At 69.3% G+C, this 11,844-nt stretch carries 8 protein-coding genes; 3 read left to right on the top strand and 5 right to left on the bottom strand.

The window, feature by feature from the left end:
* Positions 1 to 25 precede the first annotated feature (25 nt).
* The 3 genes from ACIHA7_RS14975 to ACIHA7_RS14965 are packed head-to-tail and all read right to left on the bottom strand — an operon-like array spanning position 26 to position 6,478.
* Complete coding sequence (locus ACIHA7_RS14975) at positions 26 to 289, bottom strand: acyl carrier protein (protein WP_397289581.1); 264 nt, start codon at positions 287 to 289, stop codon at positions 26 to 28.
* Positions 286 to 3,789: an AMP-binding protein gene (locus ACIHA7_RS14970; protein WP_397289579.1), complete on the bottom strand. Its 3,504-nt coding sequence runs from the start codon at positions 3,787 to 3,789 to the stop codon at positions 286 to 288. The genes ACIHA7_RS14975 and ACIHA7_RS14970 overlap by 4 nt, the downstream gene beginning before the upstream one ends.
* Positions 3,779 to 6,478: a phosphoenolpyruvate synthase gene (locus ACIHA7_RS14965; protein ID WP_397289577.1), complete on the bottom strand. Its 2,700-nt coding sequence runs from the start codon at positions 6,476 to 6,478 to the stop codon at positions 3,779 to 3,781. Before ACIHA7_RS14965 ends, ACIHA7_RS14970 begins: the two co-directional genes overlap by 11 nt.
* 215 nt (positions 6,479 to 6,693) lie before the next feature.
* Between ACIHA7_RS14965 and ACIHA7_RS14960 the strand changes: the two genes are divergently transcribed.
* From ACIHA7_RS14960 to ACIHA7_RS14950, 3 genes are all read left to right on the top strand, one after another.
* Positions 6,694 to 7,398, top strand: coding sequence for an ESX secretion-associated protein EspG (locus tag ACIHA7_RS14960; protein WP_397289575.1), 705 nt, complete (start codon positions 6,694 to 6,696; stop codon positions 7,396 to 7,398).
* Between the two features lie 91 nt (positions 7,399 to 7,489).
* A complete protein-coding gene (locus ACIHA7_RS14955) occupies positions 7,490 to 7,864 on the top strand; it encodes a hypothetical protein (protein ID WP_107654808.1) in 375 nt (124 codons plus the stop codon).
* Entirely contained in the window at positions 7,861 to 9,033 is a 1,173-nt protein-coding gene (locus ACIHA7_RS14950; RefSeq protein WP_397289573.1) for a hypothetical protein, read from the top strand. The genes ACIHA7_RS14955 and ACIHA7_RS14950 overlap by 4 nt, the downstream gene beginning before the upstream one ends.
* Before the next feature lie 62 nt (positions 9,034 to 9,095).
* Here ACIHA7_RS14950 and proB read toward each other — a convergent pair whose 3' ends face one another.
* Positions 9,096 to 10,193, bottom strand: a complete 1,098-nt coding sequence (gene proB / locus ACIHA7_RS14945) for a glutamate 5-kinase (RefSeq protein ID WP_397290765.1) — start codon at positions 10,191 to 10,193, stop codon at positions 9,096 to 9,098.
* 121 nt (positions 10,194 to 10,314) lie between these two features.
* A complete protein-coding gene (obgE, locus tag ACIHA7_RS14940) occupies positions 10,315 to 11,769 on the bottom strand; it encodes a GTPase ObgE (protein WP_397289571.1) in 1,455 nt (484 codons plus the stop codon).
* Positions 11,770 to 11,844 lie beyond the last annotated feature (75 nt).

Below are 11,844 nucleotides of genomic sequence, written 5' to 3'. Positions count from 1 at the left end.
CCGTGCCGCTGGTTCATTCGCGCGCTCATGACTGATCTCCTGCGTCCAGCGCGGTAGCGACCAGGCCGATGACCTCGCCGACCCGGCGCACGCCGACGAGTTGTTCCGGCTGGTAGCGCGGCAGGCCAAAGGACCGCTCGAGCACCACGGTCAACTCCATCAACCGCAGCGAGTCGAAACCCAGGTCCTCGATGAGCCGTTGACTGTCTTCCGCCGGGCCTTGCGGGTCCGGCGCCATGGCGTACACCAGCTTGCGCACCCGCTCGGCCACCGCGGCGTCGGCGGTCATGACCGCACCGCCTCGTCGCGCAGGTGCGGTTGCTGCCCACCGGAGGCCAGCAGGTCGCGAGCCTCGTCGAGCGGCAGGTCGGTGTCGAGGTAGCCCGCGATGCGCAGCCAGTCGTAGCCGATGGCCAGGGTGCGCCGCCACTGTTCTCGCGAGTCGAACGAGGCCGGAAACCCTGTCGCGGCCGGGTCAGCGGCGATGGAGCGGACCAACGTGACGAAGTCGTCGAGAGCCGCGAGCCCGGCCACGGCGTCGTCGGTCTCCGAGAACCGCACCTGCCGAGCCGATTCCAGCCGCGCGAGCAGTTCCTCGCGCGACGCGGCGTTGGCAGGCACCAGGCGGCGCAGGGTCGCCGACGCTGCGACGTCCGCAGGCAGTGGGTGAATGCCGAAGGCGGACAACACCACCCGCACTCCCATGGCGATCATCCGATGCGCGGCAATGTCGGCGACGGCACCCTGGCCGTTCTTGACGGCACCCGCGAGATCCTCGCGCGCGTTCTCCAGCACGATGTTCGACCACACCAGATTCAATGCGCACTCGGTGAACCGCCGCGCGGGCAGTGGCGAGAGGGTCGCGATCGTGTCCTCGCGCGCGGCGCCGTTCACCCCGAGTGCCGGCGCCGTCGCGGACGGCACCGGCGTGTACGGCCGCACCGGCTTACACATGGCCAGCGCGGGCGTGAGCAGTTCACCACGGCGCCACTGCAAGCCGACGAAGCCGAGCCGGACGAACTCGGCCAGCTCGGCGGTGTCGTCGTGCGGTGCGCGAGCCAGCACCGCGGCGAGCGAATGGCGGAACACCACCGAACGCCAGGCGCGGGCACCGTTGTCCGAGAGGGCGAAAACTTCACTGTCACCGCGGACTACATGCACGCGCCCGCCGATGGTCCAGGTGGTGACGCCGGGCACCCTCGCAAATATGATCTGGTCGGGATCGTCGACGACACCCTCGACACCGAGCTCGGCGGCGAGTTCGAGCACCTGATTCCAGGTGGCCTGTTCGGACAGCGCTCGCGCCGTCGCATCGCCGAGCGCACCCTGCGGTGTGTCGCCGTAGTTGTCGTCGCCCGCCCATGCTCCCGGATCACTGAGATCACGGTAACGGTCGACGATTTCGGCAGTGCCGATCCGATCCAATTGCTGCGGAAGCCATTTGGTCTCCAGGTAGCTCTCGCCCCGGCGGGCGGCCCAACCCTTCATGGCCTGGAGCAAGCCGTCGCGGGCCCAGTCGATCGCCTCGTCGCGGGCCTTCAGCGTGCGCAGCGCGACGGCGTAGCGCAGGGCCTGCACGGCCCGCGCGGTCCACCAGTCCGCGATCAGCGTCATGAACGTGGGGTGCGGCAACAGCGCGCGCAAGTCGTCGACGTCCGGGCCGCCCGGTCGGATCACGGTCGCCCGCAGGAACCGCTGACACCGATTGAGCAGATCCTCGTCGAGCTCGGCCACGGTGGCGGCCTTCGCCACCTGTTCGAGCTGACGACGCAGCTGCGACTCCGAGCGCGTGCGCACCTCGACCCGGCGGCCGTCGATGAACAGCACCGTCGGCAATGTGGGCAGCTCCTCGTTGCCGGGCGCGAGCACCAGGAAGTCCACATCGGATCCCGCGTTCCCGAACCCTTCGGCCAGCGACCCCTCGAACAGGATGGTCGAATCCGCAGGCACGTCAACGATTTCCAGCGCCTGGTCGAGCAGCTGGCGGACCCGCTCGGCCGCCAGGGTCGGTTCAGGGAGGTCGGTCGGCACTCGCTCCACGCTTTCGCCGGACCGAGGGGCCGCCTGCTGGTCGTCGGAACTATCGGCAGCGGAGTAGCGGGCAGCCTCCGGCTCGTGCACGACGGCGTCCGTCAGCGATCCGCCGCGGAACTGCTCCCACATGTGACGCCTGCGCGGCTTGCCACTCGACGTGCGCCGAATGATGCCGCGCGGCCCGGTGATAACCACGGCCGTCTGAGCGGGTCCCAGCTCGCTGCGAATGATCCTGCGCGCCTCGGGGATCCAGTCGCCAGGCTTGGCCTCCGCGAACAGCGCGATCCCTTGATCACCGGGTTCGGTGATCGCGACGGCGGCGAGTTTGCCCTTGGTGATACCGGTTTCCTGGGCGACGCGGGACTCGATGTCTTCCATGAACACCGAACGCCCGCGCACCTTCAGGCTCGACCCCATCCGGCCGAGCACGAATACCTCACCGCGATGCAGGAATCCGGCGTCACCCGTATACAGCGCGCCGTCGATGATCCTGGTGGACGCGCCCTCGGACTCGTCGGAGTAGCCCAGCGCCACCGAGTCGCCGACCACCACCATCTCGCCGAGCGTGCCGTCGGGTAGCGTGCGCCCGTCCTCGTCCACCACCGTGACGGTCGACTCCGGGGTCGAGTATCCGAGGCCCGTGATCCAGCCCGCGCCGGCCACGCGATGGGTGTCGTCGAGCAGTTCCCGATCGAGGATGGTGGCGGGTTCGCCGAAGCGCAGCGTCGGAGTGTCGATGCGCAGGGCGGTGATCGGCCGATGCCGTGCCGACGAGGTGACCATCAGCGTCGACTCCGCCAACCCGTAGGCCAGCGTGTAGGCGCTCATCGAAAAGCCACGTGGCCCGGTGAGATTCGCGAACGACTGGAGATCGGTCACCTCGACGGGCTCCGAACCGACGGCGAGCGTGCGCCAGCCGGAGAGGTCGAGATCGGCGATCTCCTCGGGCGAAACCCGATGCGCCACATAGCCGAGCGCGAACGACGGCGACGGCGAATGCTGGGCGTGCGCCATCGCGCGCAGCCAGCGCGCGGGGTCGCGGACGAACTGGTCCGGGCGCATCAGGTACAGATCGCCCTGGTTGGTGACGGTGGTGAGGAACGCGCCGACCAGACCCATGTCGTGATAGAGCGGCAGCCAGGACACCATCGCCTCGCCGCTGCGCCACTCGACCAGGGCGGAGATCATCGCGATATTGTTCGCCAGGTTGTGCCAGCTCACCCGCACCCCACGCGGGGCGGCGGTGGAACCGGAGGTGAATTGCAGCAGCGCGCACTCGTCCGGAGCGCCGAACACGCGCTCCGCGGGGGCGCGCAGTGTGGACGCGTCGATCACCACGGGTTCGTCGGCGCGCCCTGCCGCCGTCGCCGCCTGCCGCACCAGCTGCTCGAACTCCGTCGAGGTGACCACCAAGCGGGGTTTCGCCCGGGTCAGAATGGCGGCGATGTGCGCGATGATCTGATCGAGATCGCCGAACATCGGCGGCGCGACCGGCGTGAAGACGCCGCCGCACGCCCAGACCGCGTAGAACGCGGCGACGCAGGGGAATCCGGTCGGCATGATGACGCAGGCGCCGTCGCCGCTGCCCATCCCGTGCTGCCGCATCACCGCGGTGATCGACCAGGTGAGGTCGGCCAGTTCGGCGTAGCTCCGATATGCCCAGCCGTCGGCCTCGTCGGCCAGATAGATCCCGGCTCCCTCGGCCGGGGCGGCTAGCCAATCGCGTACGGCCGCAACGTCTTCGTCATGATTCATCGCGGACATCTCCTTCGGCCAGCACCGTGACGGTCCCGTTCGTGCCATCGACCCGGATCCGCGCGCCGGTCCGCACCTTGGTGGTGACGTCCTCGACCTGGACCACCGTGGGCACCCCCAGTTCCCGCGCCACGATCGCGACATGGGTGAGCGGACTGCCGCGCTCGATGACCAAAGCCGACGCCGAGGGCAGTGCGGCCACCCAGCCGGGATCGGTCCGATATGCCACCAGAATGCCACCCGCGACGTCGCGTGGCTCGTCCACCACGACGGCGGTGCCCTCGACGATGCCGGAGGCCGACGGCGTGCCCGCGAGCACGGTCCCGGCCTCGGCGGCCGGGGTATCGGTGCGCGGCACCCAGCCCTGGCTCGCCAGTTCGGCCCGGCCGAACGCCGACCCGGTGGTGACGAATCTGGCCGGAGCGACCAAGCCTGCGTCCTTGGCGCGCTGCGCCTTTCGCGCGCCGACGAGATCGCGCAGGTCGGTGGTGTCGGCCGCTTCGTAGCAGCCGCGCAGCTCCTGCACGGTCAGGTAGAACACATCGGAGAACTCGTCGAGGACGCCGCGCTCGGCCAGGTCGCGGCCCATCACCCGGATCATGCGTTTGACCATGCCGAAGGCCCTGGTCCGGCAGAACCGCAGCCGCTCACGATGCGCGGCGCAGCGGGAGACCTTGCCGCGCAAGCGTTCATAGACGCGGCGCCGGATACCGCGCAGATGTGCGTCGAGATACTCCTCGGCCTCGTCGCGATGGCCGAGCGGTGCGTCCGGCAGGGCGCTGCGCAGCATGATGAACAGGCTCGCCGGGTCTTCGCGCAGGTCGGGTGTTTCCAGTTTGAGTTCGTCCAGGCTTCGATAGCCGCAGCGAGCGATGTAGGCGTCGACCTCGGCGCGGAAATCCGGATGGTTGGCCAGCGCCGGGTAAATCTGTTCCGGTGCAGTCGAATTCACCAGCGCGGTCAGCTCCGGATCGGCGCGGGCCACGTCGGCGAGGGCCTTCATCGCGCGGGCGGGTTCGGCGGACTCGACGTCGCCGCCCGGGCCGACCACCGCGTACAGGAACCACTCCGGCGCCTTCGGCAGCAGCAGCTTGGTGAGCAGGAACATCAACCCGGTGCAGGTCAACAGGATCGCGTCGAGCACCATCAGCGGGCCCCAGCGTTCCACCAGGTCGCGATCCACCTTCCGGTACGCCGCATAGGCTTCGGCGCCGGACAGCGTGGTGTAGTCGATGGCTTCGTATTCGTCGTAGACGCGGTAGAAGTCGGTCATGAACTGTTCGACGACGGCGTCGATGCCGAACAGCCGTCGCAGATAGGTCAGGGTGGTCACCGAGCGTGAGCGCAGTCGACTCAGCGGGTTCCCGAAGGTGAACGGGCGCAACGTCTTCGCGACGTCGTCGGGCAGCGGCTCGGCCACTCCGAGCGCGGCCTCCAGCACCTTCCGGTTCAGTGGATATCCCGGCGCGATGCCGACCATCCGATACCAGTGCAGCAGGTTGTAGTAGACGCGGCCGTGAAAGTAGCCGAGCAGCACCGGAGTCCACCGCTCGGTCTGCCGCAGCTGCGCGTCCGGGACGCGGAGGGATTTCGCGTAGCCGTGATACACCCGGCCGTAGATGTCGGCGGCGGTGGTGTACGTCAGCGGCGAGGTGAGGCCGTTGAAGCTCTCGATGATGTTGGAGTTGTCCCAGATTCGCTGTTCGCCGTCGGGCACCACCTCGCCCGCGCCGCGGATGATCGCGCCGGGCGCGGCACCGAGCACCGTGGTGATCGGGCGCGACTGGAGGAACCAGAGTCCGTCGTCGTCGATCGCCCATTCCACGTCCTGCGGGGCGGCGAACTCGACCTCCAGCTTGCGGCCCAGTTCGGTGAGCTCGGTGAGCTCGGCGTCGGTCAGTACGGGCAGCTCGCGCTGTTCCGCGTCGACCGGGCTGATCGCGTAACCCTGCGCGCCCTCGGCCAGGTACGACCGGTCCTTGTCGCCGAGCACGGTTTCCAGCACCGCGCCGGAGGATTTGTCGACCACCACGGAGTCGGCGTCCACCGCACCCGATACCAGGCCCTCACCGAGCCCGTAGACCGCGCTGACAACCAGTTCGTCGCGCGCCCCACTGATCGGATTGGCCGTGAACAGCACGCCGCTGGCCCGCGCCGCGATCAAGCGTTGCAGCACAACGGCGATCGCGCCCGCTCGCGGTTGCTTGTTGGCGAAGGCGTAGCGCAGCGACCGCTCCGAGAAGGCCGACGCCCAGCAGTCGCGCACCCGGTCGAGCACCGCGTCGACCCCGTTGACGTTCAGAAAGGAATCGAACTGGCCCGCGTACGAGTGCTCCGGCCCGTCCTCGGCGACCACCGACGACCGGACCGCGATCGGGCCGTCGCCGAGCCGCCCGTAGGCCTCGGCGATCAGCTCGCGAAGCTCGTTCGGCAGCGGTGTCGCGGTGATGTCGGCTCGCACGGCGGCACCGGCGGCGAGCGCCGCGTCCAGATCTTCCAGCAGTGTGATCTCAGTCACTTTCGATGCGAGGCCGGCTTCGGTGGCGAACCGCGCGAAGGCGTCGGTGCCGAGCACGGTCCAGTCCGGAACGCGAAAACCGCACTCCCCCAGACGGTGCAGACCGCGCGCTTTACCGCCACCGACGGCGGCGATCGTCGCGATATCGGTCCATGGTCCAAGCACCTGCACGGCATGCTCCCATCACCCCTGATCGTTACGCCGAAGCACCACGCACCGGCTCGTTCGGGCAGAGCACAACTAAGGGGTTGTATGGATATATCCGAGATTTCACCGCAGTGTTAGCCCACAATCCTAGGTGCTCGGTGCGGCAGCCGCCGATGCGCGCGACGACCGTTAAGCTACGAAGCAGTTTCGGTGGGTTCGGTGAGGATGTGATTCGGGCGGTGAGTTGGACCTTCACTCCGGACGAGTTCGCCCACCTCTGGCGCGAAACCGACCTCGATCGGCACCCGTATCCGCTGCGCATCCTGGAGACGCCGCGCACCGAGGACGAGGCCGACACGCTGCGCGCGACGCTGGAGGAGCGGCTGCCGCTCGGCGCCGACCCCGACCTCAGCGCCTGCCTGCGCATCCTGGCCACACCGCACACCAGGATCGTGGCGATCGGCGGCACGCACACGCCAGGCAGCGAGATCCGGCTGCTTGCCGCGGCGATCTTCGACCGAGCCGTGCTCGCCGTGCAGGAACCCGGCTCGTCCCCCGATTTCGGCGGGCGGGTTCGCCTCTCGATCGGGCACAGCGGCAAGCTGGGCAACCGGATCGCCGGACTGCTGCCCGCCGCGCCACCCGGCAAGGAGCCGGCCAGGGTGGCGCCGACCGACGCCGTCCGCGACGAGGAAGTGGTGGTCGCGCAGCAGCCGACCGCGCCGCGCATTCGCAAGCTGCTGCTGAAACCGCACAGCGCCGAAGGTCATATCCGGATCGAGCCCGGCCTTGATCGGCCCGCTCCGCCGCCGCCGATTCACTACACCTGGTTCGACGTCAAGGGTGACGGACGGTATCTCCTGCGGGCAGGCAAGGAAGTTCACATCACGCCCGCCTCGGCCGAACAGATCGGCGCACAACTGCAGAAGCGCATCGGAACCTGACCGCTTTGATGATGCCGACCGATAACCACTGGTGCCCGCGAGCGGGGCTACGGGCTAGTCTGAGTCGGACCGACCATCTCAGGGGTGTGCGATGACGATCGAGACCAGCCGAGCCGATATCGTCCGGTTCAAGCAAGCGGCCCAGGCAGGCACCGTCCAATTCGATCCGGCGGCGGCCCGGCGCTGCGCCGAGATGTACGACCAGCAGGCCGAACGGCTCATTCATCTGCAACAACGCCTCGAAACCGCCTCGGAGCTGGGCGGATTCGGTGGATTCGTGTCGGCGCAGCAATTACAGGCTGGGTTCAATCACAAAGCGCGGGATGCCGCCACGTTGCTAGATCACTACATCGAGGCGGCCTACCGCATGAAAGAGGCGTTTCTCATCAGCGGTGGGTTACTCGAAGAAGCCGACGCCGCCAACGCCGCCGCCCTGCGCGCCGTCGCCTCGAGGATCCCGCGATGACCGGCACCGATCCCGACTACATCAGCTCGATGGAGCATTTCGAGTCGATGCGCCACGAAGAGATCTACGCCAAGGCCCAGCAGATCGACGCCGCCGAGATCCTGCGCGCCTCCGTCGCCTGGCTGGAGGCGGCGGGCACGGTCAGCACCTCCTTCCCACTCACCCGAGGCAGCGTGGACCGGGTGATGAACTCGATGGAGTGGAAGGGTGCCGCCGCCGACGCCGCGTACGCCAGCATCCGCAGCTTCGCGGCCTCGGCCGACGAACTGGCCGCCGTCATGGGCCAAGTGGGCGCCCGGCTCGGCGGTGTCGCCGCCGCGGCCGAGGCGGTCAAGATCGCGGTCGCCCCGCCCGGATCCTCCGGACCCATCGGCGCGGTGGCCCGACTACTCGAGGCAGCGCACGTCATCGACGCGAAGATGGCCGAGGAGGCGTTGCGCCAAGAAGCCGTGCTTGCCATGAACATGGTGTACAAACCGGCCTACGGCATGGCGGGCAAAGCCGTTCCCGCGCTCCCGCCGCCCCCACAATTGCCCGCGGAGGTAGCGCCCGCGCCCACCATGCCGCAGCAGCGGCGGACGGTGCCGATCCAACCGGAATACATACCGCCACAACAGGATCAGCCGGACGGGCAGCGTCCCGACGGCCAGCAGCCGAACGGCCGTCCGTCGGCGCCCGCACCATCGGTGCCGGAAACGCAAGCGCCACCGAGTACTACGACCCCACCGCGCCCGGTTCCGGACCCGACGCCGACGCCCCCGCCGACCACGCAGGCGCCGCCGTCGACGCAGCCCGCACCACCGCCGACAACGGAGCAGCAGGCACCACCCCCCACGCAACCTGCGCCGCCGACTACGCAACAGGCGCCGCCCTCGACGCAGCCGGCACCTGCACCGTCAACCCAACAGGCGCCCCCACCGGAGCCTCCCCCGACGCAACAGGCCCCACCCCCGCCACCGCCCGCACCGGCTCCGCCGACCGAGCAGGCCCCGCCACCCTTGCCCTCGCCACCACCTCAACAGCAGATTCCAGACCCGGCACAACCCCCCGTGCCGCTTCCGGATCCGGGCGGCCAACCGGGTGTCACCGGCCCCATCCCCTCGGAAGGCGAACAGCCACAACCCCCCTCAACCACCAACCAGCCCGGCGTGGTCCCCTCCCAGAAGTAACCCGTCAAGCCCGGTCTTCACGACCACGGGCCTGGAGGCGGGAGGTCTGGCGGGTGCCTCGGTCAGACGTTGACCAGGTCGTCGGCGTGGATTACCGGGCGCTGCATGGTGTCCGGGAGCTCGGCGGTGGAGTGGCCGAGCATGGTGGACAATTCGGTGCTGTCGTAGGCGACCACGCCGCGGGCTACGACGTGATTGTCGGGGGCGACCAGGTCCACGACGTCGCCGCCGTAGAAGCGGCCGCGCAGGCCGGTGATGCCTGCGGCGAGCAGGGAGCGCCGGGCTGCTACCGCGTGGGCCGCGCCTTCATCGATGAGCAGGGCGCCGCGGCTGTCGGCGGCGTGCCGCACCCAGAACTTGCGGGCGGACAGGCGAACTGGGCGCGCGGCGAATGCGGTGCCGACCTTGCCGCTGGTCAACGCCTCGTCCGCTGCGGTGGCGGCGGCCAGCAGCACGGGGACGCCCGCGTCGGCGGCGAGGCGGGCCGCGGACAGCTTGGACGCCATCCCGCCGGTGCCGAGCGCGCCACCGCTGCCTGCGATCACACCGTCCAGGTCGGCGCTGCTGCGCACCTCGGGGATGAAGCTGGCGGCGCCCTTACGCGGGTCGCCGTCGTAGAGGCCCTCGACGTCGGAGAGCAGCACCAGTGCGTCGGCGCCGACGAGATGGGCGACCAGCGCGGCCAACCGGTCGTTGTCGCCGAAACGGATCTCTTCCGTTGCGACGGTGTCGTTCTCGTTCACCACGGCGACCGCGCCGAGCGAACGCAAGCGGTCCAGGGTGCGCTGCGCGTTGCGGTGATGCTCGCGGCGCGCGAAATCGTCCGCGCTCAACAGGACTTGGCCGACGGTGCGGCCGTAGCGGGTGAACGAGGTCCCCCACGCGTGCGCCAGCGCCAGCTGCCCGACACTCGCCGCGGCCTGCTTGGTCGCGAGATCCCGTGGGCGCGTGGTCAATCCGAGCGGCGCGAGGCCCGCGCCGATGGCGCCCGACGACACCACAACCACATCGGATCCCGCGCGCATCCGCGCCTCCACGGCATCGGCGAGCCGATCGAGCCGTGCGGTGTCCAGCCCACCTGCCAGACTGGTGAGCGCCGACGAACCGATCTTCACCACCACCCGGCGCGCCGAAGCGATCGCCAGCCTGGCCTCACTCAACCCCTCGTCCGCCGCCGTAGCATCCGAACTCACCGTCATCGCCCTCGAACTCCCTGCGCAACAACAACACTCGCCGACACCGAACCCACCCGCTCAACGACGCATCGAAACGCGGGCACGGCTACTCCTCGTCGTCCTGCACCAACCCGCGGCGCACGCGCGAGGCGTGCTTGCGCTCGGCGGCGCTGATCCGGTCGTCCTGTTCCAGCCGAATATCGGTGCCACGGCCGGTGGGCACCCGGTCGATGCCCGCGGTGATCTGCGGCTCCCATTCGAAGGTCACAGTGCCGATGGTCACCGGAGCGCCGGGTTCGGCACCCTGCTTGACCAGCTCGTCTTCGACGCCGAGGCGAGCCAGACGATCCGCGAGGTAACCGACGGCCTCGTCGTTGTCGAATTGGGTCTGCTTCACCCAGCGTTCGGGCTGGGCGCCGCGCACGATGAAGCCGCCCGGTTCCTGCGGATCCGCGATCACGCTGAAGCCGGACTCGTTGACCGCGATCGGCCGGATCACCGGGCGGGCCGGCGCGGCCTTCGGATGCGCGGCACGATACTGGAGCACCAGGTCGGCGAGCGCGAAGGTCAAGGGCCGCAAGCCTTCTCGGCTCACCGCCGAGATCTCGAAGACCGGCCAGCCGCGTGCGGTGAACTCGGGGGTGACCATCTCGGCCAGCTCGGCGGCGTCCGGCACGTCGATCTTGTTCAAGATCACCACGCGCGGCCGATCGGCCAGATCGCCGAGGTCGGCGTCGGCGCTCAGCGCGGGCTTGTAGGCGGCGAGCTCGGCTTCCAGCGCGTCCACATCGGAGACCGGGTCCCGGCCCGGCTCGAGCGTGGCGCAGTCCACCACGTGCGCGAGCACCGCGCAGCGTTCCAGGTGCCGCAGGAAGTCGAGGCCGAGGCCACGCCCCTCGCTGGCACCAGGGATCAGGCCGGGCACATCGGCGACGGTGAACGTGGTGTCGCCGCTGAGTACCACGCCGAGGTTGGGCACCAGCGTGGTGAACGGGTAATCCGCGATCTTCGGCTTCGCCGCCGACAGCACCGACACCAGCGAGGACTTGCCCGCGGACGGGAAGCCGACCAGGCCGACATCGGCCACGGACTTCAGTTCGAGGACCAGGTCGCACTCTTCGCCGTCCTCGCCGAGCAGCGCGAAGCCGGGGGCCTTGCGCGCCTTCGAGGCGAGCGCGGCGTTGCCGAGTCCACCTCGGCCGCCGCGGGCGGCGATGAAGCGGTTGCCCGCGCCGACCAGGTCCATCAGGACCTTGCCGTCGCCGTCGAGCACCATGGTGCCGTCGGGCACCTTGAGCAGCAGGTCGGTGCCCTGCTTGCCGTCGCGGTTGCTGCCTTCACCCGGCTTGCCGTTGCCCGCCTTGGCGTGCGGGTGGAAGTGGAAGTCGAGCAGGGTGTGCACGTTGGGGTCGACCTCGAGGATCACATCCCCGCCGTGGCCGCCGTTACCGCCGTTGGGTCCGCCGAGTGGCATGAACTTCTCGCGAAGTACCGAAGCACACCCGTGTCCGCCTTTGCCGGCTCGCACATGCAGCACGACACGGTCGATGAACTTGGACATATGCCGAATCATCCTCCTTCAGGACTGGTCGATCGCAGAGGTACGTCTGTTGAAACGCGAAAACGGGCCAGGGTT

Source organism: Nocardia sp. NPDC052316, assembly GCF_044547795.1.
Taxonomy (GTDB): Bacteria; Actinomycetota; Actinomycetes; order Mycobacteriales; family Mycobacteriaceae; genus Nocardia.
Note: the sequence above shows the minus strand (reverse complement) of the source record. Positions and strands in the feature narration are given on the sequence as shown.

What these genes read in the sequence shown, in the direction of transcription:
- ACIHA7_RS14970 (WP_397289579.1), bottom strand. Translation starts at nt 3,789, where the DNA reads ATGAATCATGACGAAGACGTTGCGGCCGTACGCGATTGGCTAGCCGCC.
- ACIHA7_RS14975 (WP_397289581.1), bottom strand. Translation starts at nt 289, where the DNA reads ATGACCGCCGACGCCGCGGTGGCCGAGCGGGTGCGCAAGCTGGTGTAC.
- ACIHA7_RS14955 (WP_107654808.1), top strand. Translation starts at nt 7,490, where the DNA reads ATGACGATCGAGACCAGCCGAGCCGATATCGTCCGGTTCAAGCAAGCG.
- obgE (WP_397289571.1), bottom strand. Translation starts at nt 11,769, where the DNA reads ATGTCCAAGTTCATCGACCGTGTCGTGCTGCATGTGCGAGCCGGCAAA.
- ACIHA7_RS14950 (WP_397289573.1), top strand. Translation starts at nt 7,861, where the DNA reads ATGACCGGCACCGATCCCGACTACATCAGCTCGATGGAGCATTTCGAG.